The following is a 24716-nucleotide window of genomic DNA, read 5'->3' as shown; positions in this document are numbered from 1 at the left end:
CGGGCTGCACCGCCCGGCCACCTGCTGGCCTTCCTGCCTGCCGGCCTGCCTGCCGTCCGGTCTCGGCGCCTGGCCGCCACGACGTACACACTCCGCCACGCGATGGCGTGGCGGAGTGTCGATCTCGTGGCGGGATGTAGGACGAAGGCGCGGGCCGGACGAGGAGGCGCGGGCCGGGTCAGGAGGCGCGGGCGGCGGAGGCCGGGTCGGCCAGCACCGACGCGAAGGCGAGCTCGGCGGCGCCGATGGTCAGACGGTCGGCGCCGAGCGCGGCGCGGACGAGGCGGACGCCGTCCCGGGCGCCGGGCAGGGACTGCGAGCGGACCCGCTCGGCCAGGCGGTCGGGGTCGGCCGCGTGCAGCGACCCGAGGAACCCTCCGAGCACGATCAGCTCGGGGTTGAACGCGTTGACGACGCCGCGCAGGGCGACGGCCAGGAAGTCGATCTGGCGTCGGACCTCCACCGCGACGGGCGACCCGGGCTCGGCCCCCGCGAGCGCCGCGTCGAGCCGATCGGCCTGACCACGGTCGAGCCCGGTGACGGCGAGCAGGCGGGCCTGGCCGACCTCGGTCTCGAGGCACCCGACGGCGCCGCAGTGGCACACCCGACCGGACGAGTTGACCAGGGTGTGGCCGATCTCGCCGGCGTAACCCCCGACGCCGGTCATGGGCCGTCCGTCGAGCAGGACTCCCCCGCCGACGCCACTGGCCCCGCCGTTCAGGAAGACCAGGTCGCCGACCCCGCGGCCCGCACCGAACCGGCCCTCGGCGATGGCTCCGAGCGACGCGTCGTTGGCGGCGTCGGTGGGCAGCCCCGTGGCAGAGGCCAGCACGGCCGCGAACGGTTCGTCGACCCACCCGAGGTGCGGGGCGAGCCGCACGACTCCCCCGGTGGCGTCGACCAGGCCCGGCACGGCGACCCCGACCCCGACGACCCGCACGTCGGACGCCAGCGTCTCGGCCCGGAGGTCGGCGATCACGGCGGCCGCGACGCGCGCCGCGTCGGACGCCGTCGGCACGTCGGCGGTCTCTCGCCGCACACGGTGCTGGACCGCCCCGTCGAGGCCGACCACGCCGACGGTGACGGCGTCGATCTCGGGGTTGACGGTCAGGGCGACGACCCGTGCGCTCGGGGTGACGACCGGGCTCGGGCGCCCGACCTTGTTGCTGCCGACGGGGTCGCTCTCGACGACGAGCCCGAGCTCGACCAGCTCGCCGACCAGCGCCGCGATGGTCGACCGGTTGAGCCCGGTGGCCTGGGTCAGGGCCGACCGTGACGCGGGCCCGTCGACGTGCACGAGCGCGAGCACGGTCGCCAGGTTGGCCCGTCGCACCCGGTCGAACCGTGCCCCGAGATCGGGTGGGGTGGACAACGTGGTGGTCGGCGCCGGCGTCGGGTCTGCCATCGTCACGTGCCTCCTGGGTCCACGACCGAGGCTAGCGGCCCGGCTCGGCCCGGTCGTCCGATCGCACCCGGCCGTCCGATCGCACCCCGTCGTCGCGCAGGGCCTCGTCGTCACGTGCAGCCCAGAGCAGGCTGCGCTCCACCAGGGTCCGCACCGTCGGGTGCTCGAGCACGTCGACCGAGTGGCCGGGGGTCACGACCGCCATCCGGCCGCGGCCCCAGCGGCGCGTCCAGACGGCGGGCGAGGTCACGGGACGGCTCCAGGGGTCGCCGACCCGCGCCTCCCGGGTCGTCGTGGCGAGCACGTCGAGGAGGTCGTCGTGCAGCAACCAGTACTGCTCGGTGACGAGCTCGAAGTCGGTCAGGCCCCGCGTGATCGGGTGGTCACGGGCGGCCTCCGTGAAGCGGATGACGTGCGGCACGAAGGCGTCGTGGTCGCCGGGCGCGGTGTCGTCCGCCGGCCGACCGGGATGCGCGGCGAACTGCGCCCCGACCAGGTGCAGGTAGTCGGCGTCCGCCCGGAACGAGTCGACGACCCCGCCGTGCCAGCCCGCCAGGCCGGTGCCCGCGGCGACGGCCGCACGCAGGCCCGCGGTGGCCTCGGGCTCGATCGAGCCCGTCGAGACGCACTGCAGGACGAGGTCGGCCCCGGCCATCAGGCCGGCGTCCGCGTAGACGTCGGGGTCGTCTCGCAGGACGACGTCGAAGCCGGCCCGTTCGAGGAAGGGCACGAAGAGGTCGGTCGCGGCCTCCGGGTCGTGGCCGGGCCAACCGCCGCGCACCACCAGCGCCGTCCGTGTCATGTCCGCTCCCCTCGTCGCCGGGAGGCCCCGGCACGGGTCCACGGTACGCGGGGCGGCGATCTCGGATCGGACGCGGTCGCCCCCTTGCCAGGCAGGCCGCGCGCGGATATGTTCGTACTCGCAACAAACGCACTCGACGATGAGGAGACACCATGGCGACCACCCCCACCCGCGAAGACAAGTTCTCGTTCGGCCTCTGGACGATCGGCTACAACGGCTCGGACCCCTTCGGCGGCCCCACGCGCCCCCAGCTCGACGTCGTCGAGGCCGTCGAGAACCTCGACCGCCTGGGCGCCTACGGCCTGACCTTCCACGACGACGACCTCTTCGCCTTCGGCTCGACCGACGCCGAACGCCAGAAGCAGATCGACCGCCTCAAGGGCGCGCTCGACGCGACCGGCATCGTCGTGCCCATGGTCACCACGAACCTGTTCAGCGCACCCGTCTTCAAGGACGGCGGCTTCACCTCGAACGACCGCGGCGTCCGCCGCTTCGCGCTGCGCAAGGTGCTGCGCAACATCGACCTCGCCGCCGAGCTCGGCGCGAAGACCTTCGTCATGTGGGGCGGCCGCGAGGGCGCCGAGTACGACAGCGCCAAGGACGTCCAGGCCGCCCTCTCGCGCTACAAGGAGGGCGTCGACATGCTCTCGCAGTACGTGCTCGACAAGGGCTACGACCTGCGCTTCGCGATCGAGCCCAAGCCCAACGAGCCCCGCGGCGACATCCTGCTGCCGACCCTGGGCCACGCGATCGCGTTCATCGAGACGCTCGAGCACCCCGAGATGGCCGGCGTGAACCCCGAGGTCGGCCACGAGCAGATGGCCGGGCTCAACTTCACCGCCGGCATCGCCCAGGCGCTCTACCAGGGCAAGCTCTTCCACATCGACCTCAACGGCCAGCGCGGCATCAAGTACGACCAGGACCTCGTCTTCGGCCACGGCGACCTGCAGAACGCGTTCTCGCTCGTCGACCTGCTCGAGCACGGCTCGCCCCAGGGCGGCCCGACCTACGACGGCCCGCGCCACTTCGACTACAAGCCCTCGCGCACCGAGACCATCGAGGGCGTGTGGGAGAGCGCGGCGGCCAACATGCGCATGTACCTGCTGCTCAAGGAGCGCGCACAGGCGTTCCGCGCCGACCCCGAGGTGCAGGAGGCGCTGCTCGCCAGCCAGGTCGCCGAGCTGTCCGTCAACACCCTCGCCGACGGAGAGGGCTACGAGCAGCTGCTCGCCGACCGTGCCTCGTACGAGGACTTCGACGCCGACGCCCACTTCGGCGGTCACGGCTACGGCTTCGTGCGCCTGCAGCAGCTCGCCCTCGAGCACCTGATGAACGCCCGCTGACCCTCGGCTCGCACCCGTCGCGACATGCCGCCCCGTCCTCGGACGCGGGCGGCATGTCGCGTCTCGTCACCCCTGCGCCGGTGTGCGCTACCGTGCTGAGCACCCCGACCGAACGGACACCCGAATGCCCGCACGCCCCCGCCGCAGCTCCGGCCGCCCCTCCGTCGCCGTGATCGGCACCCGTGGCTACCCCAGCTACTACGGGGGCTTCGAGACCGCCGTCCGCCGCATCGCCCCCGCCCTGGTGGACGCCGGCTGGGACGTCACGGTCTACGGTCGCGACGGCTCGACCCGCGACGACGACCCCTCGAGGGACCGCCGCGTCGTGTCGCGCCTGACCAAGGGCGTCGAGAGCAAGTCGCTCAGCACGCTGAGCTACGGCCTCACCGCCGTGCTGGACGCGCTCGTGCGTCGCCCCGACGCGGCGCTCGTGATGAACGTCGCGAACGGGTTCTGGCTGCCGCTCCTGAGGCTGCGCGGCATCCCCGTGCTCGTGAACGTCGACGGGATCGAGTGGGAGCGGGCCAAGTGGGGGCGTGCGGCCAAGACCGTCTTCCGCCTCGGCGCCAAGGCCAGCGCCCGCTTCGCGAACGGCCTGATCTGCGACGCCCGCGAGATCGTGCGGCGCTGGCAGGCCGACTTCGGCGTCGAGGGCCTCTTCATCCCCTACGGCGGCGACCCCGTCCGCGAGTTGCCGGTCGAACCCGGGCAGGCGCATCGCGGCTACGCGCTGGTCGTCGCCCGGTTCGTGCCCGAGAACACCGTCGTCGAGTTCGTCGAGGCGGCCCGGACCATCGCCGAGCGCCACCACGTGGTGATCGTCGGGTCGACGGGCTACGGCGGAGAGCTCGACGACCTGGTGCGTCGCCTGGCCGACGAGGACGACCGGGTGACATGGCTCGGCCACGTCAGCGACGACGACCGCCTGCACGCGCTCTGGCAGCACGCCGGGGCGTACTTCCACGGCCACAGCGTCGGGGGCACGAACCCCGCCCTGGTGCAGGCCATGTTCGCCGGGGCACCCGTCGTCGCCCGCGACACGGTCTACAACCGCGAGGTGCTCGACGGCGCCGGCGTCCTCGTCGCGCCCGAACCCGCGGCCATCGCCGCGGCCGTCACGGCCCTGCTCGACGACCCCGCCGAACAGGAGCGCCTGAGCGCCGCCGCCCTGGCCCGCGCCTCCGACGCCTACACCTGGCAGTCGGTCTGCGACGCCTACGAGGAGGCGCTGCGAGCGACCCTGCCCCGCTCGCGCTGACCGGCGATCACGACACACGAATAAGTTGCACATGCCTGTGCAAGATCGTACGATGGGGGCATGTCCGATGCCGATGCCTCCGTGGGCGCCGCCCCCGTTCGCGCCACCCGCGCTCCGCGACGTGACGCCGCCGCCAACCGCGACGCGCTGATCGCCGCCGCCGCACTGCTGCTCAACCGCGATCCGGCCGTGTCGCTCGAGGCCATCGCCGCCGAAGCCGGCCTGTCCCGACGCTCGGTCTACGGCCACTTCGCCACCCGCGACGACCTCGTCCGCGAGGTCAGCCTGCGCGGCGCCGCCCGCATCGGCGTCGCCGCCCGCCCGGCCCCCATCGCCGACCCCGTCGTCCAACTCGCCTCGCTCGCCGCACGCCTCTGGGCCGAGGTCGAGCACGTGCGCGTCATGGCGCAGCTGACCGTTCGCGGCCCGATGGCCCACGAGGTCGGCGAAGCCCTCGCCCCGTTGCGCAAGGCCGTCCGCGACCTGGTGCGCCGCGGCGTCGAGTCCGGCCGCATGCGCGACGACATCGCTCCTCGCACGCTCGCGCACCTCGTCGAGGGTGCCGCCCTGTCGGTGCTCGACGAGGCGACCACCCAGCGGCTCAGCCGGGCCGAGGGCCACCGGCTCGTCATGCTCGCCGTGCTCGGCGTCGTGGGCCTCGACTGGCGCTCGGCCGGCGAGCTCGTCGCCTCGAGCCCCGAGCTCGCCCTGCCGGCCGCACCGCCGACGTCACCGCCGACCGGCACGGCGTCGCCCACCGGCACCCCCTCCCCGACCGGAGGACCCGCATGAGACTCGAACTGCACGGCGTCGCGATCGGCGAGGGTCCGGGCGCGGCCCTGCCCCCGCTCGACGTGGTCGCCGACCGGTGGACACCCGGCTTCGTGGCCGTCGAGACCGAGAACGCGCCCACCCTCGCGGCACTCGTCGCGGGCGGCCGCATGCACCCCGAGAGCGGTCGGGTCACCGTCGACGGCCGGTCGGACGACGCGGCGATCCGCGCCTCCTTCGCCCTCGTCGACACGCCGACCGTGGCCGAGCCGTTCGCGGCGCTGACCGTCACGCAGGTCGCCCGCGAAGAACTGGCCCTGGCCGGGTCGCGGTCGGACAAGGCCTCGGCACGCCTGCTGCTCGACGAGATCGGCCTGCGCGAGCACGAACGGACCCGCCTGGGTGCCCTGCCGACCGAGCTGCGCGTGCGCCTGCTCTGCGAGCTGGCCGTGCTCCGCCCCGAGGTGCGGGGCCTCGTCGTGACGACCCCCGAGCGCCACGGCGGCGACGTCGCGGCGTGGCTCGCGGTGGTGCACGACCTCGTCGGCCGCGACTACACCGTGCTGACGATCACCGGATTCGCCGCCCTCGCGACGATCGAGTCGCTGCCGACGCCGGACTTCGCCCCGGCCGTGCCGGCCGGGACCGACGCCGCCCTTCCCGCCTCCCCCGACGACACCGCGGTCGCCACCACCCCCGACACCTCCGTCGAAAGCGACCAGCCGTGAAGATCCTCGCCCTCGTCCGTTCCGAGCTGCAGCGGCTCACCGCCACGCCGCTCGCCCGCCTGGCCCTCGTCGCCCTGATGACGGTGCCGTTGCTGTACGGCGGCCTGTACCTCTGGGCCAACCAGGACCCCTACGACAAGCTCGACCGCATCCCCGCCGCGTTGGTCAACGCCGACGCCGGCACGACGGTCGACGGCGAGGCCGTGAACTACGGCGACGAGGTCACCGACCAGATCACCGACGGCGGCGACTTCGACTGGCACGTCGTCTCGGCCGCGCAGGCCGCGGCGGGGCTGCGCGACCAGACCTACGACTTCACCTTCACCATCCCGCAGGACTTCAGCGACGACCTGACGTCGGCGGGCGGCGACGACCCGACGCGCGCCCGGATCACCCTCGCGACGAGCGACGCGAACAGCTACCTGTCGTCGACCATCGCCGAGCAAGCCGCGAAGACCATCCGGGCCTCGGTGACCGAGAAGGTCGGCAAGGAGGCCGCGAGTCGCCTGCTGGTCGGCCTCGCCGACGTGCGCACGAACCTCGGCAGCGCGGTCGACGGCGCGAACCAGCTCGTCGCGGGCACCGGCTCGGCCGTCGCCGGGGCGGACCAGCTGGTCGACGGCGCGGCCGACGCGGCCGCGGGCGCCCACACCCTGGCCGACGGGACGGACCAGCTCAGCTCGGGGGCCGCCACCCTGGACACCGGGCTGCAGACGCTCAAGACCGGCACGGCCGACCTGCCCGCCCAGACCCGAGCCCTCGCCGACGGTGCGGCCCGGGTGGCGGCCGGCAACGACGCACTGGCCACCGGGGTCGGCGACGCGGCCAGGACGAGCGCGGCCGCGGCCGCCGCCCTGCCCGCCGCACAGCAGCAGGCCCGGCAGCAGATCGCCGCGGCCCTGACCGAGCAGGGCTACACCCCCGAGCAGATCGAGCAGATCGCCGCGACGTTCGCCCCCGCCACCGACTCGCTGACGACCGCCCTGCAGGACGCGAACACCCAGCTGCAGGGCCTGAACACGCAGGTCGGACAGCTCTCCGCCGGTGCGGACCAGGTCTCGTCCGGCGCCGCGACGCTGGCCGCCGCGACCCCGGCCCTGACGCAGGGCATCTCGTCGGCCGCCGCCGGCTCGTCGCAGCTTGCGACGGGTGCGGCGAGCGCCGCCTCGGGCGCGTCCACCCTCGCGACCGGGCTCGACACCCTGAGCACGGGCTCGACCACCCTCCGTGACGGCATCGTCAGCCTCGACACCGGCACGACCCAGCTGCGCGACGGCCTGCAGAACGGCCTCGGCGAGATCCCCGCGAGCACCGAGCAGACGCGTGACGACCAGGCCGGCGCGATCAGCGACCCGGTCTCGGTGACGGACGACGCCCTGACCAGCGCGGGCACCTACGGCGCCGGCCTCGCACCGTTCTTCATCAGCCTCGCCGCCTGGATCGGCATGTACGCGCTGTTCCTGATCGTCAAACCGATCTCGAAGCGGGCCATCACGGCCGTCAAGGCCCCCGTGCGCATCTCGCTCGCCGGCTGGCTGGCCCCGGTCGTGCTGGGCGTCGTGCAGATGGTCGCGCTCTACCTCGTCGTCACGCAGGCCCTCGGCTTCGAGGTCGCCCACCCGCTCGGCATGATCGGCCTGATGGCCCTGGCGTCGGCGGCGTTCGCGGCGATCATCATGACGCTCAACGTCTGGCTCGGCAGCGTCGGTCAGTTCTTGGGGCTCGTGCTGATGGTCGTGCAGCTCGTCACGGCCGGGGGCACCTTCCCCTGGCAGACCCTGCCCGCCCCCCTGGCCGCCCTGCACTTCGTGCTGCCGATGAGCTACGCCACCGACGGCCTGCGCCAGGTGATGTACGGCGGCAGCACGGCGGCCGCCTGGGGCGACGCGGGCGTCCTCGCGGCCTGGCTGCTCGGCGCCCTCGTGCTCTCGTGGGTCGCCACCGCCCGCATGACGCGGGCACGGACGCTCCGCGACCTGCGCCCCTCGCTGATCGGCTGAGCCACGGGGTGGCGGCGACCGCCACCGGGGACGCAGGAGGCGCGGGTCACCCGACCCGCGCCTCCTGCGTCCCCGACGGCGTGGGCCGTCAGCCCGCCTGCGCCTCGAGCGTCGGCAGGACGCTCGGGTCGGCGTCGTCGAGGAAGGTCGTCAGGCGCTCGACCTCGTCGACCTCGCCGATGGCCGAAGCCCCCCGGCGGAGCGCGAAGAGCGACCGCAGGACGCCGCGGTTCGGCTCGTGCGACCACGGCACCGGGCCCTGACCGCGCCAGCCGGCCTTGCGCAGGGCGTCGAGCCCACGGTGGTAGCCGACGCGGGCGTAGGCGTAGGCCTCGAGGTCGGCGCCCCGGGCCGCGGCCTCGTCGCTGAGCAGGGCCCAGGCCAGGGACGACGTGGGGTGGGCGGTGACGACCTCGGCCGTGGTCAGGGTCTCGAGGTCGGCGACGACGGCGGGTTCGGCGGGCAGCCGGGTCTCGGGCACGCCGAGCAGGTTCGTGGAGGACATGCCGACCACGCTAGCGGCGCAGGCCGACGGCCGACGCCGGTCGGCGTGGCGACGGCCACCTCAGAACCGGTGCTGGCGCACCCACTCGTGCATGACGATCGCGCCGGCGGCCGAGGCGTTGATGCTGCGGGTCGACCCGAACTGCGAGATCTCGATCACGGCGTCGGCCGCGGCGATCGACTCGGGGCTGAGCCCCGGCCCCTCCTGCCCGAAGAGCAGCACGCAGCGTTCGGGCAGGGCGTACGTCTCGATCGGCACCGACCCCTCGACGTTGTCGACGGCGAGGATCGGCAGGCAGGCGTCTCGGGCCCAGGCGACGAACGTCGCGACGTCGGGGTGGTGGACGACGTGCTGGTAGCGGTCGGTCACCATGGCGCCGCGCTTGTTCCAGCGGCGGCGACCGACGATGTGCACGGTGTCGGCCGCGAAGGCGTTCGCGCTGCGCACGATCGAGCCGATGTTCATGTCGTGCTGCCAGTTCTCGACCGCGACGTGGAAGGGGTGCCGGTGCGAGTCGATGTCGGCGACGATCGCCTCGATCGTCCAGTACCGGTAGCGGTCGACGACGTTGCGTCGGTCGCCGTCGCGCAGCAGGTCGGGATCCCAGTGGTCGCCCTCTGGCCACGCGGCCTCGCCACCCGGCCACGGCCCGACCCCGTGCTCGGGGTCGACGGTCGGCTCGGGCGGGTCCGTCGGCTCGGGCGGGTCCGTCGGCTCGGGCGGGTCGGTCGGCTCGGGCGGGTCGGGGGCGCGGTCGTCGTCCTGGGGCACCCGACCAGGGTAGGCGTACCCGACGGGCTCGACCCGCGCCTCCTCGGCTCGCAGAGCACCTCGCTAAGGTGACCGCATGGGTACGCGTGAAGACGTCGAATGCTGGCTGACCGACATGGACGGCGTGCTCGTGCACGAGAACCACGCACTGCCCGGGGCCGCCGAACTCATCCAGCAGTGGCAGGACGAGGGCACGCCCTACCTCGTGCTGACGAACAACTCGATCTTCACGGCGCGCGATCTCGCGGCCCGGCTGCGGGCGTCGGGGCTGGACGTGCCCGAAGAGCGCATCTGGACGAGCGCCCTCGCCACGGCCGACTTCTGCCGGTCGCAGATGCCCGGCGGCTCGGCGTTCGTCATCGGCGAGGCCGGCATGACGACGGCCCTGCACGAGGCCGGTTTCATCATGACCGAGACGAACCCCGACTACGTCGTCGTCGGCGAGACCCGCAACTACTCGTTCGACTCGATCACCAAGGCGGTGCGGCTGATCCTCGGCGGTGCGCGCTTCATCGTCACGAACCCCGACGCCACGGGCCCCAGCGCCGACGGCGTGCTGCCCGCGACCGGCGCGATCGCGGCGATGATCTCGAAGGCCACCAACAAGGACCCCTACGTCGTCGGCAAGCCCAACCCCATGATGTTCCGGTCGGCGATGAACCGCATCGGCGCCCACAGCGAGAACACCGCGATGATCGGCGACCGCATGGACACCGACATCATGGCCGGCATCGAGGCGGGCCTGCACACGATCCTCGTCATGACGGGCATCAGCGACCAGGCCGAGATCGACCGGTACCCGTTCCGCCCGAACGAGATCCTGGCCGGCGTGCACGAGCTCGTGCGCAGCGAGCCCTTCGAGTCCGACGTCGTGCCGTCCGAGGCCTGACCCTTCGACGCCGTCGGCATCCTGCGGGGTGCCCCGGGGCCGAGGAGGCGCGGGTCGCGTCGGGAGGTCAGCCCGCGGCCGTGGTCGCGACGAGGCTCGTCGTCAGCGCCTCGCCGCTGCTGCGGTCGACGAAGCACGAGTAGGTGCGGTCGCCCGCGTCCCACGACTCGGCGTCGGGCGGGTAGCTCGCGAGCAGCTGCACGTCGGGGTAGGCCGCCGCGGCCTGCCGGTCGAGGGCGTCCGAGCCCGTGCAGAGCAGGTTCATCTGGCTCTGCAGCACGTCGGCGCCGGGGTAGGCGTCGCCGTCGAGGGTGCCCAGGCGCGTGAGCTGCGCGGCGTGCGGCTGCGAGCAGTCGGCGACCTCGTAGTCCTGCTGCCACGCCGACTCGAACGTCGAGAAGCACTCGCCGCCCTGCAGGTCGGCGTACGAGTGGGTGCCGGCGGCGAGCGGGCCGGCGGGAGCGACCTCGGCCGCCGGCTCGGCCGGGGCGGCGGTCACCGTGCGCGCCGCGGTGGGAGTGCCGGCCGCGGCCGGGTCGGTCGCGAGGTCGGCCGGGGTGGCGAACGACCGCGAGATGGCGAACAGCGCGGCGAGCAGCAGCACGATGACGAGGCCGACGGCGACGCCGGCCGCGACCTTGTGCCGACCGACCCAGTCGGCGAGACCCGACCCACGGGCCGGACGCGCGGTGGGCACGTCGGCCGGCCGCGTCTGCGGGACGAACACGCCGGCGCCGCCGACCTCGCGCCGCGGCCGCTCGGGCGTCGGCCAGGCGGCGGCGCGCTGACCGGAGGTGCCGGGCTCGGAGCCCGCGACCGAAGCCGACAGGCCCGGCAACGCCTGGGTCTCGGCCCGGGCGTCGGGCTCTGCGTCGGGGCGGTCGTCGACCGCCGACCGAGGAGGCGCGAACAACCCGGTCGCGGTCGTCACCTCGTCCCCGTCGTCGTCGATGTCGTCGTCGATGTCGAGGCCGTCGTGCTCGGTGCCGGCGGCCGGGCCGCGGTCGGCACGGGGGTCGTCGAGTTCGGGGGCGATGTCGCCCAGGGTCGGAGCGGCCTCGTCGTGGACGGTCGCCCCGTCGTCGGGCACGGCACCCGAGCCGGAGAGCGTCCAGGCACCCGCCGCCGGGGCGGCGTGTTGCGGCTCGGGCTCATCGTCCGCGGCCGGGCGGGGGGAACCGGACGACACGACGCCGAGGAGCTCGGTGAAGGTCGGTTCGCGGTCGTCGGCGTCGGCGGGGGCCTCGACGGTCCCGTCGTGGTCGGCGGAGGGACCGGTCGATCGAGCGGCCGGCGGGACGGGCGACGCGCCGCCGAGCGGGGGCACACCGGTCGTCCCGGGGACGGCTCCCCCGGCAGCGGCCGCGGCAGCGGCGGCGGCCTCGGCCAGGCGCCGCTCGCGGCGCGTCATCTCGTGGTGTTCCTCGACCCACCACGGCGCGTCGGCACCGGACGGCGGGGCGGCGGCCTCGGTGGACGCGGCATCGGCGGGATCGGCAGGCGTCGGCTCGGTGGACTCGGCCGACGTGGACTCGGCCGACGTGGACTCGGCGGTGACGTCCGGGGCGGCGGCGGGCCAGGCGTCCGCGACCTCGTCGCGCGGCACCTCGTCGTCGGGGACGTCGTCGTCCGGGACGTCGTCGTCAGGGACGTCGTCGTCAGGGAGGTCGTCGTCAGGGAACCGAGGCTCGGGCTCGGCCTGCTGCAGGACCGCGGTCCGGGGCTCCCCTTCGGGTTCCGGCGCGGGTTCGGGTTCGGCCGTCGGTTCGAGACCGGCCGCGGTCTCCGGCTCCGACTCGGACGCCGCTTCGGGCTCGGCCGCGGTCTCCGGCTCCGACTCGGACGCCGCTTCGGGCTCGGGCTCGGGCTCGGGCTCGGGCTCGGGCTCGGGCTCGGGCTCGGGCTCGGGCAGAGCGTCCCAGTCGAAGGTCCGGGGTGCGGACGCCTCCGACCGCGGTGCCGAGATGAGGGCGGTGAAAGGCCCCGGGCCAGCCGTGCCGTCGGGCTCGGAGTCGCGGTCGGACGCAGCCTCGCGGTCCGACGCGTCCACGGCGTCGGCGGCCACGGGGTCGGCGTCCCCGTCGTCCTCGACGACCGCCGGCTCGTCCGGCACGGGCACCGACGACGGGGGCCGAGGCGGCTCGACGGCACCGCGCAACGCGCCCAGGTCGAGGGCCTGGGGGTGGCCGGAGGTCTTGGGCGGCGGTGAACCGGCCGGGGCCTCGGGCACGACGAAGGGCAGGGCCGTCGTCGACCCGGGCGCATCGCCCGACCGGGCGTCGTCCGCTCCGTCGTCGACAGCAGGACGGAATTCGGGCAGGTCCGCGACGGGGACCGCCTCGGTCGGCGGCAGGTCGTCTCCCCGGGCGGGGTCGTCTCCCCGGGCGGGTGCGTCGGGTCCGGGGGCTGCGTCGGCGTCGCGACCCGCGCCTCCTTCGCCGTCGTCCGACGATCCGTCGAACTGCGCGGCCAGCCAGTCGCTGGCGTCGTCCGGCTCGCGGCCGGTGTCGCCCTCGTCGTGGCCCCGCCGGTCGTCGCTCACGGCGCCAGCCCGAGGTCTTCCAGCCCGATGGCGGCGTAGTAGGGGTAACCCGCGGCCTCGATCACCTCGCGGGCACCGGTGCTGCGGTCGACGACCACGGCCACGGCCGCGATCTCGGCGCCGACCGCCTCGAGCGCCTTGGCGGCGGTGAGCGGCGAGCCGCCGGTGGTCGAGGTGTCCTCGAGCACGACGACGCGCTTGCCGGCGAGGTCGGGGCCCTCGACCTGCTTGCCGCGGCCGTGGTCCTTCGGTTCCTTCCGGACGACGAAGGCGTCGTAGTCCTTGCCGAGCGCCACGCCCTGGTGCAGGACGGCCGCCGCGATGGGGTCCGCCCCCATCGTCAGGCCACCCACGGCGAAGACGTCCGGAACGTCGGCGATCAGGTCGACCATGACCCGACCGATCAGCGGCGCGACCCGGTGGTCGAGGCTGACCTTGCGCAGGTCGATGTAGTACGTCGCCTTCTTGCCGCTGGTCAGGGTGAAGTCACCGTGGAAGACGGCCTCGGAGCCGATGTAGTCGATGAGCTGCGTGCGTGCGTCGGTCACGGTCACCCATGGTAGTTCAGGCGTCGCTGCGTGAGGTGGTGCAGGTCGGACCAGGCCCCCGGGGGCACGAAGAAGTCCTCGTACCGCACGACGCGGTGGGTGGCCAGGGCCGCCAGGCGCGCGTCGACCGAGGCCGCCGTCCGACCGGGGTAGCGCTCGATCCGCACGGGCTCGACGCCGGGCGTCCTGGTGTACCGGCTGGTGCGACCCCGTCCGTCCGGAACTCTGCATCTCTCATCCGACATGAGGACAGTCATACCCGCCCGGCGGTCAGAAGGGAAGGATTTGGTTGCCCTATGGGCAACGAAAATGCTGAGAGGGGTACACGGCCGGCCGGATCGGGACGAGGGTCGGGCCGGTACCGTGGTGGTCATGCGCGTCGCGACCTACAACGTCAACTCCGTCCGAGCCCGCGTCGGGCGCGTCGTCGACTGGCTCGTCCGTGAGGACGTCGACGTCGTGGGCCTCCAGGAGATCAAGTGCAAGCCGGAGCAGTTCCCGTACGACGCGTTCCGCGACGCCGGCTACGAGGTCGAACTGCACGGCCTCAGCCAGTGGAACGGCGTGGCCTTCGCGAGCCGGCTGCCGATGGAGGACGTCGAGATCACGTTCCCCTCCCAGCCCGGCTTCGCCAAGGGGGCCGAGGGGCCCGACCAGCCCAAGGAGGCGCGCGCGATCGGCGTCACCGTCGGGGGCGTCCGCCTCTGGAGCCTCTACGTGCCCAACGGCCGCGAGCTGGACGACCCGCACTACCGCTACAAGCTCGACTGGCTCGCCAAGCTGGCCGACGAGACCGAGGGCTGGCTCGCCGCCCGCCCCGACCAGCCCCTCGCCCTCATGGGCGACTGGAACGTCGCCCCGCTCGACACCGACGTGTGGGACGTGTCGGTCTTCGAGGGGCACACGCACGTGAGCCAGCCCGAGCGCGACGCCTTCTTCCGGTTCGACGAGGTCGGGCTGACCGACGTCGTCCGCCCCCGCCTGCCCGAGGGCTACACGTACTGGGACTACAAGCAGCTGCGCTTCCCGAAGAACGAGGGCATGCGCATCGACTTCGTGCTCGGGTCGAAGCCGTTCGACGACCTCGTCACGTCGGTGGCCATCCACCGTGACGAGCGCAAGGGCGACGCCCCGAGCGACCACGTGCCGGTCGTGGTCGACCTCGACCTCGAGACCGAGCTCGACGACGACCGCCCGATGATATTCTGACCCTCGGGGTCGGTCGCCGTCAGGCGAGCAGCGCGGCCACCAGCACGAGGACGGGCACCGAGAGGATCGTCGTCGCCAGCACCGTGTCACGCGCGACCACGACTCCCGTGCGGTAGCGCTGGGCGTAGTTGAAGACGTTCTGCGCCGACGGCAGCCCGGCGAGCACGACCGCCACGAACAACTCGTCGCGGTCGAAGTCGAACACGAAGGCGCCGAGCAGCCAGGCCGTCACCGGCATGACGACGAGCTTCAGCACGACCGCCACGGCGATGTCGGCCCGCCCCTGCCCCGCCTGGAACGGCTTCGACCCGTGCAACGACATGCCGAACGAGAGCAGCACGACCGGCACGGCGGCGCCTCCGACGAGGGCGAACGGCTCCATCACCGCGGCGGGGATCTCGAGGCCGGTGACCGCGACGACGACGCCGAGGGCCGAGCCGATGAGCAGCGGATTGGTGAACGGGCGGGCGATGGTGCGACCGAGGCTGCTGCCGCGGTTCGTCACGGTGTCCATCACCGCGAGGACGACGGGGGTCAGCACCAGCAGCTGGTACAGCAGCACCGGCGCGACGAAGGTGGCGCTGCCCAGCACGTAGGTGGCCACCGGCAGTCCGATGTTGTTCGCGTTGACGTACGCGCCGCCCATCGTGCCGATCGTCGTCTCGGCCGTGCCGCGCTTCAACACGAACCGGAGCACCACGACCGAGATCACGGCGGCCACCAACGACGCCAGGGCCGACACCACGAGGAGGCGCGAGAACAGCACGTGGACGTCGGCCTGCGAGATCGTCGAGAACAGCAGGCACGGCGTGAGGACGAAGAACACCAGCCTCGAGAGCACCTGGTGCCCTGACGCACCGAGCAGGTCGATGCGGCCGACGACGTAGCCCGTCGCGATGACCACCCCGATGATCGCGAACCCGATCAGCACTCCACCCATGGCGTCCATCCTGTCGCATGCCGGTCCGGACGACGACGCCGGCCGGGCGCGGACGAGAGCGGAGGCGGGGCGGCTGCCACCGAGGCGGCAAGATGGCCTGGTGACCCGCCTCCACGATCCCGCCGCCCACACCTTCGCCAGCGACAACTACGCCGGGGCCCACCCCGAGGTGCTGCAGGCGATCGTCGACGCCGCCGGCGGCCACGTCGGCTCGTACGGCGCCGACCCCTACACGCGACGGCTGGCCGAGGTCGTGGTCGACACCTTCGGCGAGGGCGCCGCCCTCGACCCCGTCCTCACCGGCACCGGTGCGAACGTCGCCGCGTTGCAGGCCCTCACCCCGCGCTGGGCCGCGGTGATCTGCGCGACGACCGCCCACGTCTACACCGACGAGGGCGGTGCCCCCGAGCGCCTCGGCGGCATCAAGCTGCTGACCGTCCCCACCCCCGACGGCAAGCTCACGCCCGAGCTCGTCGACCGGCAGGCCCACGGTCGGGGCGACCAGCAGCGACCGCAGCCGCTCGCCGTGACGATCACCCAGAGCACCGAGCTCGGCACCGTCTACACGCCCGACGAGATCCGAGCCGTCGCCGACCACGCGCACTCGCTCGGCATGCGGGTGCACCTCGACGGCGCCCGGCTCGCGAACGCGGCCGCCGCGCTCGGGGTGTCGCTGCGGGCCCTCACACGGGACGCCGGGGTCGACTCGGTCTCGTTCGGGGGCACGAAGAACGGCCTCGTCCTCGGCGAGTCGGTCGTGACCTTCTCCGAGGAGGCGCGGGCCGGCCTGGTCTTCGTGCGCAAGATGGACGCGCAGCTGGCCTCGAAGATGAGGTTCGTCTCGGCGCAGTTCTTGGCGATGTTCGACGGCGACCTGTGGCGGCGCTCGGCGACGCAGGCGAACGCGATGGCCACCCGGCTCGCCGCGGGCCTGGCCGACCTGCCGGGCGTGACGATCACGCAGGCGGTCGACGCCAACGCCGTCTTCGTCGTGTTGCCCCCGGCGGTCGTCGAACCGCTGCGGGCGGCGCACCACTTCTACGACTGGAACCGGGCCACCGGCGAGGTGCGCCTGATGTGCTCGTTCGACACGCGCGACGAGCACGTCGACCGGTTCGTCGACGACCTCCGCTCGCTCCTCGCCTGATCGGTCCCCTCCGCCACGCCCCCCACCCCGGTGAGGCGTCGCCGACGAGCCGGGAATCCCGCACGACGAGCGCGGGTTGACCCGTGCGGCGGCCCGACGACGCGCCTCCTCGTCCCGTCCCGTCCCGTCCCCCAGAAAGCAGGCATCATGTCGATCTCCGAGACCACCGCCCCGTCCACCCTCCGTCGCGCCGACACGCGCGTGCCGCTCGTGCCGCTGCTCGAGGAGCGCTGGAGCCCCCGCTCGTTCGACGCCACGGCGACCATCAGCGACGCCCAGCTCGACGCCCTGCTCGAGGCCGCCCGCTGGGCCCCCTCGGCGTCGAACCAGCAGCCCCGACGCTTCGTCGTCGCCCGCCGCGGCACCGCCGACTTCGACACCCTCGTCGGCGCGCTCGTCGGCTTCAACGCCGCCTGGGCCGACAAGGCCTCGGCCCTGATCGTCGGCATCGCCGAGACCTCGACGGTCGAGGGCGAGGTGCGCCCCTTCGCCCGCTACGACCTCGGCCAGGCGATCGCGCACCTGACCGTCCAGGCCCACGCCGAGGGCTTCCACACCCACCAGATGGCCGGCGTCGACTTCGACGTCGTGCGCGCCGCCTTCGAACTGACCGACAACCTCGAGCCCGTCACCGTGACGGCCGTCGGGGTCGTCGACGAGGCCGACAAGCTCGCCGAGGCCCTGGCCGAGCGCGAGGTCGCCGAGCGCACCCGCCTACCCCTCGACGAGCTGGTGCTCCGCCGCAGCTGACCCGGGACGACGGCGGGTCGACCCGGCCCGCCGTCGCGGTCACCTGAGGACGACGCGGTCACCGGACGACGACGTGCAGCCCACCGCTCGGGCGCGGCGCGACCTCGACGGTCCAGCCGTGGGCCCTGGCGATCGACGCCACGATCGCGAGGCCCAGTCCGCTGTGCGGCGCCGCGGGTGCGCTGACGCACCGGCGGTCGTCGCCGTCGGCGCGGACGAAGGGTCTCGTGAGGGTCTCGGCGGCCTCGTCGGGCACCCGGCGCCCGGTGTTCTCGACGACGAGCACGGCGTCGGGCCCGTCGGCCACCCGCACCCACCCGCCGGGCTCGTTGTACTCGACGGCGTTGGCGACGAGGTTGCGCACGAGCTGCTGCAGGAGCACCTCGTCGGCCTCGACGCTCGCCTCGTCGCCGACCTCGACGCGGACGTCGACCAAGGAGGCGCGGGCCGCGTCCGCGAGACCCGTCACCACCCGGTCCGCCACCGCGCGCAGGCCGACGGTCGCCCCCGCACCCGCCAGCCCCCGGTCGGCGGCCGCCAGGGCGAGCAGGCTCTCGACCAGGTGCTCGCTGCGCCGGTTCACCTCGAGCAACTGGTCGCGGACGGCCGCCACGTCGGCCGTGGCCGGATCGTCGAGGCCGATCTGCAGGGCCGCGCGCTGGACCGCGAGCGGCGTCCGCAACTCGTGCGAGGCGTAGGCCACGAACCGCCGCTGCGACTCGAACGAGGCCTCGAGGCGGTCGAGCAGGTCGTCGATCGTGTCGGCCACCCGGGCGATCTCGTCGCGGGGACCCTCGAGGGCGATGCGCTCGTGCAGCGTGGTCGCGGTGACCCGCCGGGTCGTGGCGACGACCTCGTCGAGGGGACGCAGCATGCGGCGACTGACGATCAGCCCGACGCCGCCGGCCGCGAGCGCCACGAAGACCGTCCCGACCGCCGACCAGAGCACCTGCTGACCACGGGCCAGGGCGGCCACGCCGGTCGCCACCTCGAGCCACGCCTGCTCGCCCGGGGCGTCGTCCCCGCCGGTCGAGGCGCCCGTCGCGTCGGGGACGAGCGCGACGCCGTCGGGGGCGGCCTCGGCTCGACCGGACGACGGAGTGGTGCCGTCCCCCGACGTCGAGGCGCCGGGTGCGCCGCCGAGCAGGTCGTCGGCGGCCTCGGGCGGGATCGTCACGAGGGCGGTGTCGCCGATCTGCCGCTGGACCACGGCGAACTCGCGGTCGACCCCCTGGCTGGTCGCCCAGGCGACCCCGGCGAGCACGAGGGCGCAGAGCCCGGCCGAGACGGCCCCGAAGGTCACGGCGACGCGCAGGCCGATGCTCCAACGACGGGGGTGCCAGCCGGCGAGCGACGCGCCGACGGACCCGCCCCGGCCGGTCGCGGGCGACGCGCAGCCGGTCACAGCCGGTACCCCCGCCCCGGCACGGTCGTGATCGGGTCGGGCGCCCCGAGCTTGCGGCGCAGCTTGCTGACGGTGACGCGCACGGCGTTGGTGAACGGGTCGATGTTGACGTCCCAGACCTTCTCGAGCAGGTCCTCGGCGCTGACGATGCGGCCGTCGGCCGCCAGCAGCACCTCGAGCACCATGATTTCTTTGGTCGACAGCCCGAGGTCGCGACCGCCGCGCGTGGCCGTGTGACGCGCGACGTCGAGCACGAGGTCGCCCGATCGCAGCACGGGCGGTGACGCCGGCGCGGCCCGCCGGCCGAGGGCCCGCACCCGAGCCACGAGCTCGGGGTACTCGAACGGCTTGGCGAGGTAGTCGTCGGCGCCGTTCTCGAGACCGGCGACCCGGTCGGTGAGGTCGCCGGCCGCCGTGAGCATCAGGATGCGCGTGCCGCCGCCCCGCTCGGCGACCCGGCGGACCACGACGTCGCCGTGCAGGCCGGGCAGGTCGCGGTCGAGCACGACGACGTCGTAGTCGTTGACGCTCAGGAGCTCGTAGGCGTCGTCCCCGCGGTAGGCGGTGTCGACCGCCATGGCCTGACGGGCCAGGCCCGCCGTCACGAGGTCGGCCAGGGCCCGCTCGTCGTCGACCACCAAGACGCGCATCGCGACCCCCTCGGACCTGTGGACAGATGAGCATCAGATATTACACCCGATGATGTTTCGTCGAGATAACCTCCCACGGCCTCGTCGCGAAACATGCCGGTCGGTGGACTGGGGGCCGTCCTGACGAAAGGGAATCCCCATGACGACCACGCGCCTCCCCCGGTTCCGACGACACCGCCGCCGGGTCACCGCCGCCCTGCTCACCACCGGTGTGCTCGTGCCCGCCCTGCTCACGGGCTGCAGCTCGGCACCCCCGTCGGCCTCGGGCACGACCGCGGCCGCGTCGAGCGACGCCGCCCGCGTCGGGCAGTGCGTCCGCGACCGCGGCTACGACGTCGACGACTCCGACTTCTCGTCACCGGGTCGCTACCCGGCCCCCGAGGGGCTGAGCCCCGACCGCATCGAGGACTACGACCGGGCCGTCGGCGAGTGCGCGGCGGGCACCTCGCTGGCCGCCCCCTCGGCCGACGGGGCGACCGCCCCCGAGTTCGAACGGCAGTTGCTGGCGCTGACCGCCTGCCTCCGGGACGCGGGCTACCCCGACGTGGCCGACCCCGTCGACGGCGTCTGGTTCCCCGACCCCGCCCGCGAGGACGACGCGGCGTACCAGGCCGCATCCGACGCCTGCGGCGAGCAGGTCGGTCTGCGGTCCGCGAACTGAGCCCGGACCGACCCACCCGACGGGGTTCCGACGACCCGGTTCCCGTCCCTCCCGCCCCAGCCCCACCGAAGGAGACCCTCCCATGACCAGCACCACACCCTCCCGACACCGCGCCCGCCTCACCCTCGCCCTGGCGGCGACGGCCCTGGTCGCCCCCGCATTGCTCGCGGGGTGCGCCCCGAAGGCGTCCGGCGACCCCGACGCCGCGTCGACCGGGGTCTCGAGCAGCGAGTCCGCCGAACTCGGCCGGTGCCTGCGCGACGCGGGCTACGACGTCGACGACCCCGACCTCAGCCAGGGCATCATCATCGCCCCACCCGACGGTGCCGACCAGGACGCCTACTCGGACGCCTTCTTCCGGTGTGCCGACGAGGTCGGCGGAAGCCTGGCCGGCGCGGACGACCCCCTGAGCGCCGACGACATCGCCGCGTTGCAGAAGGCCAACCTCGAGGTCGCCGCGTGCGTCCGCGAGAAGGGTTTCGAGGACTTCCCCGACCCCGTCGACGGTGAATTCGACCTCAGCTTCGGCACGGGCGACCCCAGCCCGCGCGACGCGGCCTACTTCGCCTGCGACGCCGAGTTCGGCCCCTACGGCGACCGCGACGGCGACGACGCCAGCGGTGGCGACCCCGGCACCGCAGGCGGCAGCACCTCGGCGGACGAGAAATGACGCGGCGACCAGCCCGGGCGGTGAGGGTGACCGTCACCGCCCTGGCCTGCACCGTGGGCCTGCTCGCGATCGCGGGGTGCACGACGACCGCCGACGGGGCCTCCTCGACCGCGTCCGCGGCAGCCGCCGCCGCCGACCGGGCGACCACGCCGGTCACCCGGGGCGACCTCGTCGACGGCAAGCGCGTCCCGGGCACCCTCGGCTACGGCACCCCGGTGCCCCTGACGTCCGCCGGCTCGGGCACGGTGACCTGGTTGCCCGGTTACGGCGACACCATCGGTCGCGACGGGACCCTCTACAGCGTCGACGAGGTGCCGGTGCGGTCGATGCACGGCACCGTGCCGCTCTGGCGAACGCTCGAGCAGGGCCTGCGCGGCGCCGACGTCGACCAGCTGAAGGACAACCTGCGGGCGCTCGGCTACGACGTCGCCGACGACGACCGCTTCGACGCGGCCACGCAACGGGCCGTGCTCCGGTGGCAGAAGGACCGCAGCCTGCCCCGCACGGGCACCCTCGGCGCGTCCGAGATCGCCTTCGTGCCGGGCGACATCCGGGTCGACGCCGCGAAGGGGCGGGTGGGCGACGCCGCCGGCGAGGCCGTCTACGGCTACACCTCGACGACGTTGCTCGCCTCGGCGTCGGTCGCACCCAGGGACCTCGTGCGCTTCCCCGCAGGAGGCGCGGTGCAGGTCGAGCTGCCGGACGGCACGCAGGTGCCGGGCACCGTGCAGTCGATCGGAGCACCGTCGGGCGACGACGAGTCGGACGACGGCGACGAGGTGGTCGTGCAGGTCCGGCTGGACGCCGCACCGCCCGAGGGCGTGAGCACGTCGAGCACCGTCACCCTGGTCGTCGTCGGCGAGAAGCGCGAGGGCGTGCTCTCGGTGCCGGTGACCGCCCTCGTCGCCGACGCGGACGGCTACGCCGTCGAGGTCGTCCGGCCCGACGGGACGTCGGAGGAGGTGCCGGTCAGCACCGGCTTCTTCGCCGAGGGACGCGTCGAGGTGTCGGGCGACGGGATCGCCGAGGGCACCGAGGTCGTGGTGCCCTCGTGAGCGGCTCGTGGGACGTGACGACGACGGACGAGGCGACCCGCGCCTCCTCGGGGCCCGACGTCGGGGGCGACGACGTCGTCCTCGAGCTGAGGGGAGCCACCAAGCGGTACGGCTCGCTGGCCGCGCTCGACGGGGCCGACCTGGTCGTGCGCCGCGGTGAGTTCGTCGCCGTGGTCGGCCCGAGCGGGTCGGGCAAGTCGACGATGCTCAACGTGATGGGCACGCTCGACCGGCCGACCGAGGGCTCGGTGCGGGTCGCGGGCCACGACGTCGGCGACCTGTCGGACGACGACGTGTCGCGGCTGCGGGCCGAGCACATCGGCTTCGTGTTCCAGCACTTCCACCTCGCCGCGGGGGCCACGGCGACCGAGAACGTCGCCGACGGCCTGCTCTACGCCGGGGTCGCCCGCGGGCAGCGCGTCGCCCGGGCACGCGTCGCCCTCGAGAAGGTCGGGCTCGGGCACCGGCTCGGCCACAGGCCGCACGAGCTGTCGGGCGGCGAGAAGCAACGCGTCGCCATCGCGCGAGCCATCGTGGGCGACCCGACGCTGCTGCTCGCGGACGAGCCGACCGGCGCCCTCGACTCGACCTCGGGCGCGTCGGTGCTGCAGCTGTTGCACGACCTCAACGCGGGCGGCACGACGATCGTCGTCATCACGCACGACCTCGGCCTCGCCGCGTCGCTGCCGCGCCGGGTGCACGTGCGCGACGGGGTGGTGTCGTCGTGAGCGCCGCCTCCGCCTCGGCCGCGGCCGCGGCCCCGGCGTCGGCGGGCCGCACCCGAGCACGCGCCGGCCGGGTGTCGCCACGCGACCTGCTGGGCCTCGGAGTCTTCGGCCTGCGCACGCGTCCGACCCGGGTCGTGCTCTCGGCCCTCGGCATCGCGATCGGCATCGCCGCGATGATCGCCGTCGTCGGCATCTCGTCGTCGAGCCAGGCCGCGCTCGACCGGGTGCTCGCGGGGCTCGGCACGAACCTGCTGCAGGTGCGACCCGGCCAGTCGCTCAGCGGTGACGACGTCCCGCTGCCGGTCGACGCCGTCGGGGTGCTCGACCAGCGGTCCGACGTCGAGCAGGCGGCCGGCGTCGGTCGCCTGACCGACGAGGGCGTCTACCGCAGCGACCGCATCCCGGCCGCGGCGTCCGGCGGCATCGCCCTCACGGCGGTGCAGGGCGACCTGCTCTCGGTGCTGCGGGGGCAGGTCGCGTCGGGCACCTGGTTCGGCGCGGCCCCGGCCGAGCTGCCCCGGGTGGTGCTCGGGGCGACCGCGGCGGCCACCCTCGGCATCGACGAGGTGGCGCCGACGACCCGGGTCTGGATCGACGGCCGCTGGGTGGCCGTGGTGGGCGTCCTCGCCCCGATCCCCCTGGCACCCGACCTCGACAACTCGGCGTTCGTGCCCGCGGCCGCGGCCGCCGAGCAGTTCGGCTTCGACGGGCACCCCACGCAGGTCTACGCCCGGGCCGACCCCGCGCGGGTGGGGGCGGTGCGCGACGTGCTCGCCCGCGCGGTGAACCCCGAGAACCCGGCCGGCGTGGCGGTCAGCCGCCCGTCGGACGCCCTCGCGGCGCAGCAGGCGACCGAGGACTCGTTCACCGGCCTGCTGCTCGGCATCGGCGGCGTCGCCCTGCTCGTCGGCGGCATCGGCGTGGCCAACACGATGGTGATCACGGTGCTCGAACGGCGGGCCGAGGTGGGCGTCCGCCGCGCCCTCGGCGCGCGACGGCGCCACATCCGCGACCAGTTCCTGGTCGAGTCGCTGCTGCTGTCGCTGCTGGGCGGCACGGCGGGCGTGCTGATCGGCGGTGCCGTGACGGCGGCGTTCGCGCTCTCGCAGGGCTGGCCCGTGGTCGTGCCCGTGTGGGCCGTCGGCGGCGGTCTCGCCGCCACCGTGCTGATCGGCGGGCTGAGCGGCCTCTACCCCGCGTCGCGGGCGGCCCGCATCCCGCCGACGTCGGCCCTGGCCGCGGTCTGACGGCGCTGGCCGCGGTCCGACGGCGCAGCCGCGGGCGGCGGCTCAGTCGCGGCCCGGCGGCTCAGCCGCGGGCGGCGGTGACGAAGGCCTCGATCAAGCCGACGTCCTTCACGCCGCGCGACGACTCGACACCCGAGCTGACGTCCACGCCGGTCGGGTGCAGGGCGGCCACCCGCTCGGCGACGGTCTCGGGGTCGAGTCCCCCGGCGAGCAACCACTCGCCGGGGGGCGGGCTCGCGAGCAGCGGTGCCGGGTCGAACGCCGTGCCCGAGCCAGGGACCGCCGCGTCGACCAACAGGCGGTCCTGGTCGAACGCAGCCCGCGCCTCCTGGGCCTCGGCGGCGTAGTCGGCGGCCGAGACCGCCCGGATGACCCGGAACCCGGCCGCCTTGACCGCCGCGACGTCGGCCGGCGTCTCGTCGCCGTGCAGCTGGACGGTCGACACCGAGGAGGCGCGGGCCAGCTCGAGCACCCGCCCGATCGCCTGGCCGCGGAACACGCCCACGGTCTCGACGCCGTCCGGCACGCGCGCCACCAGCGTGCGCGCGACCTCGGCGTCGATCGTGCGGGGACTGCCCGGCGCGAGGACGAACCCCACGGCGTCGACACCGGCCCGCACGGCCGCGTCGACGGTCTCGGGGGTGGACAACCCGCAGATCTTGACCCAGACGCTCATGACGACAGTCTGCCCG

At 74.2% G+C, this 24716-nt stretch carries 25 protein-coding genes; 14 read left to right on the top strand and 11 right to left on the bottom strand.

What is annotated here, in order from left to right:
- Positions 1 to 178 precede the first annotated feature (178 nt).
- Positions 179 to 1405 (bottom strand): ROK family protein, encoded by a 1227-nt coding sequence (locus AC3CCI_RS08665; protein WP_488626888.1) that lies wholly within the window; start codon positions 1403 to 1405, stop codon positions 179 to 181.
- A gap of 31 nt (positions 1406 to 1436) precedes the next feature.
- Positions 1437 to 2207, bottom strand: coding sequence for a ThuA domain-containing protein (locus AC3CCI_RS08660; RefSeq protein WP_488626887.1), 771 nt, complete (start codon positions 2205 to 2207; stop codon positions 1437 to 1439).
- A 152-nt stretch (positions 2208 to 2359) separates the two neighbouring features.
- On the opposite strand from AC3CCI_RS08660, the gene xylA reads away from it, so the two are divergent.
- The 5 genes from xylA (at position 2360) to AC3CCI_RS08635 (ending at position 8307) form a co-directional block, all read left to right on the top strand.
- Entirely contained in the window at positions 2360 to 3550 is a 1191-nt protein-coding gene (gene xylA, locus AC3CCI_RS08655; RefSeq protein ID WP_354595208.1) for a xylose isomerase, read from the top strand.
- Between the two features lie 124 nt (positions 3551 to 3674).
- Entirely contained in the window at positions 3675 to 4808 is a 1134-nt protein-coding gene (locus tag AC3CCI_RS08650; RefSeq protein WP_488626886.1) for a glycosyltransferase, read from the top strand.
- 60 nt (positions 4809 to 4868) lie between these two features.
- Positions 4869 to 5600: a TetR/AcrR family transcriptional regulator gene (locus tag AC3CCI_RS08645; protein WP_488626885.1), complete on the top strand. Its 732-nt coding sequence runs from the start codon at positions 4869 to 4871 to the stop codon at positions 5598 to 5600.
- Positions 5597 to 6307 carry a hypothetical protein gene (locus AC3CCI_RS08640; protein WP_488626884.1) on the top strand — a complete coding sequence of 237 codons (711 nt, stop codon included), beginning with the start codon at positions 5597 to 5599 and terminating at the stop codon, positions 6305 to 6307. The genes AC3CCI_RS08645 and AC3CCI_RS08640 overlap by 4 nt, the downstream gene beginning before the upstream one ends.
- On the top strand, positions 6304 to 8307 hold the full coding sequence (locus AC3CCI_RS08635) for a YhgE/Pip family protein (protein WP_488626883.1): 2004 nt from the start codon (positions 6304 to 6306) through the stop codon (positions 8305 to 8307). The genes AC3CCI_RS08640 and AC3CCI_RS08635 overlap by 4 nt, the downstream gene beginning before the upstream one ends.
- Before the next feature lie 88 nt (positions 8308 to 8395).
- Here AC3CCI_RS08635 and AC3CCI_RS08630 read toward each other — a convergent pair whose 3' ends face one another.
- Both AC3CCI_RS08630 and AC3CCI_RS08625 read right to left on the bottom strand, forming a co-directional pair.
- Complete coding sequence (locus tag AC3CCI_RS08630; protein ID WP_488626882.1) at positions 8396 to 8812, bottom strand: DUF3151 domain-containing protein; 417 nt, start codon at positions 8810 to 8812, stop codon at positions 8396 to 8398.
- Positions 8813 to 8872: 60 nt separating this feature from the next.
- A complete protein-coding gene (locus tag AC3CCI_RS08625; protein WP_488626881.1) occupies positions 8873 to 9583 on the bottom strand; it encodes a TrmH family RNA methyltransferase in 711 nt (236 codons plus the stop codon).
- Positions 9584 to 9659: 76 nt separating this feature from the next.
- On the opposite strand from AC3CCI_RS08625, the gene AC3CCI_RS08620 reads away from it, so the two are divergent.
- Entirely contained in the window at positions 9660 to 10472 is an 813-nt protein-coding gene (locus AC3CCI_RS08620; RefSeq protein WP_488626880.1) for an HAD-IIA family hydrolase, read from the top strand.
- 67 nt (positions 10473 to 10539) lie between these two features.
- Here AC3CCI_RS08620 and AC3CCI_RS08615 read toward each other — a convergent pair whose 3' ends face one another.
- Genes AC3CCI_RS08615 through AC3CCI_RS08605 form a run of 3 tightly spaced genes read right to left on the bottom strand, consistent with a single transcriptional unit; the run spans position 10540 to position 13729 of the window.
- Positions 10540 to 13014: a septum formation family protein gene (locus tag AC3CCI_RS08615; RefSeq protein ID WP_488626879.1), complete on the bottom strand. Its 2475-nt coding sequence runs from the start codon at positions 13012 to 13014 to the stop codon at positions 10540 to 10542.
- Positions 13011 to 13562: an orotate phosphoribosyltransferase gene (gene pyrE, locus AC3CCI_RS08610; protein WP_354595217.1), complete on the bottom strand. Its 552-nt coding sequence runs from the start codon at positions 13560 to 13562 to the stop codon at positions 13011 to 13013. The genes AC3CCI_RS08615 and pyrE overlap by 4 nt, the downstream gene beginning before the upstream one ends.
- A gap of 2 nt (positions 13563 to 13564) precedes the next feature.
- Positions 13565 to 13729, bottom strand: coding sequence for a hypothetical protein (locus AC3CCI_RS08605; protein ID WP_354595218.1), 165 nt, complete (start codon positions 13727 to 13729; stop codon positions 13565 to 13567).
- 205 nt (positions 13730 to 13934) lie between these two features.
- On the opposite strand from AC3CCI_RS08605, the gene AC3CCI_RS08600 reads away from it, so the two are divergent.
- A complete protein-coding gene (locus AC3CCI_RS08600) occupies positions 13935 to 14771 on the top strand; it encodes an exodeoxyribonuclease III (RefSeq protein ID WP_488626878.1) in 837 nt (278 codons plus the stop codon).
- Positions 14772 to 14790: 19 nt separating this feature from the next.
- On the opposite strand, the gene AC3CCI_RS08595 is transcribed toward AC3CCI_RS08600, so the two are convergent.
- A complete protein-coding gene (locus AC3CCI_RS08595) occupies positions 14791 to 15711 on the bottom strand; it encodes an AEC family transporter (protein ID WP_488626877.1) in 921 nt (306 codons plus the stop codon).
- 100 nt (positions 15712 to 15811) lie between these two features.
- Between AC3CCI_RS08595 and AC3CCI_RS08590 the strand changes: the two genes are divergently transcribed.
- Both AC3CCI_RS08590 and AC3CCI_RS08585 read left to right on the top strand, forming a co-directional pair.
- Complete coding sequence (locus tag AC3CCI_RS08590; RefSeq protein ID WP_354595221.1) at positions 15812 to 16858, top strand: threonine aldolase family protein; 1047 nt, start codon at positions 15812 to 15814, stop codon at positions 16856 to 16858.
- A gap of 147 nt (positions 16859 to 17005) precedes the next feature.
- Positions 17006 to 17608 carry a nitroreductase family protein gene (locus tag AC3CCI_RS08585; RefSeq protein ID WP_488626876.1) on the top strand — a complete coding sequence of 201 codons (603 nt, stop codon included), beginning with the start codon at positions 17006 to 17008 and terminating at the stop codon, positions 17606 to 17608.
- Between the two features lie 58 nt (positions 17609 to 17666).
- Here AC3CCI_RS08585 and AC3CCI_RS08580 read toward each other — a convergent pair whose 3' ends face one another.
- The gene (locus AC3CCI_RS08580; protein WP_488626875.1) at positions 17667 to 19013 is read right to left on the bottom strand and encodes a sensor histidine kinase; all 1347 of its coding nucleotides are present in this window, start codon (positions 19011 to 19013) and stop codon (positions 17667 to 17669) included.
- The gene (locus AC3CCI_RS08575) at positions 19010 to 19663 is read right to left on the bottom strand and encodes a response regulator transcription factor (protein ID WP_488626874.1); all 654 of its coding nucleotides are present in this window, start codon (positions 19661 to 19663) and stop codon (positions 19010 to 19012) included. The genes AC3CCI_RS08580 and AC3CCI_RS08575 overlap by 4 nt, the downstream gene beginning before the upstream one ends.
- A gap of 139 nt (positions 19664 to 19802) precedes the next feature.
- On the opposite strand from AC3CCI_RS08575, the gene AC3CCI_RS08570 reads away from it, so the two are divergent.
- The 5 genes from AC3CCI_RS08570 (at position 19803) to AC3CCI_RS08550 (ending at position 24024) form a co-directional block, all read left to right on the top strand.
- Positions 19803 to 20324, top strand: a complete 522-nt coding sequence (locus tag AC3CCI_RS08570; protein ID WP_488626873.1) for a hypothetical protein — start codon at positions 19803 to 19805, stop codon at positions 20322 to 20324.
- Between the two features lie 82 nt (positions 20325 to 20406).
- On the top strand, positions 20407 to 20994 hold the full coding sequence (locus AC3CCI_RS08565) for a hypothetical protein (protein ID WP_488626872.1): 588 nt from the start codon (positions 20407 to 20409) through the stop codon (positions 20992 to 20994).
- A gap of 26 nt (positions 20995 to 21020) precedes the next feature.
- Positions 21021 to 22049, top strand: coding sequence for a peptidoglycan-binding protein (locus tag AC3CCI_RS08560; RefSeq protein WP_488626871.1), 1029 nt, complete (start codon positions 21021 to 21023; stop codon positions 22047 to 22049).
- A complete protein-coding gene (locus AC3CCI_RS08555) occupies positions 22046 to 22777 on the top strand; it encodes an ABC transporter ATP-binding protein (RefSeq protein WP_488626870.1) in 732 nt (243 codons plus the stop codon). Before AC3CCI_RS08560 ends, AC3CCI_RS08555 begins: the two co-directional genes overlap by 4 nt.
- A complete protein-coding gene (locus AC3CCI_RS08550; RefSeq protein WP_488626869.1) occupies positions 22774 to 24024 on the top strand; it encodes an ABC transporter permease in 1251 nt (416 codons plus the stop codon). The genes AC3CCI_RS08555 and AC3CCI_RS08550 overlap by 4 nt, the downstream gene beginning before the upstream one ends.
- A 61-nt stretch (positions 24025 to 24085) precedes the next feature.
- Here the strand turns inward: AC3CCI_RS08550 and AC3CCI_RS08545 are convergent, their stop codons facing one another.
- Entirely contained in the window at positions 24086 to 24700 is a 615-nt protein-coding gene (locus AC3CCI_RS08545; protein ID WP_488626868.1) for a phosphoribosylanthranilate isomerase, read from the bottom strand.
- Positions 24701 to 24716 lie beyond the last annotated feature (16 nt).

It is taken from the genome of Frigoribacterium sp. CF331, assembly GCF_057787905.1.
The sequence above is the reverse complement of the archived record's forward strand: the minus strand, read 5'-3'. Positions and strand labels throughout refer to the sequence as shown.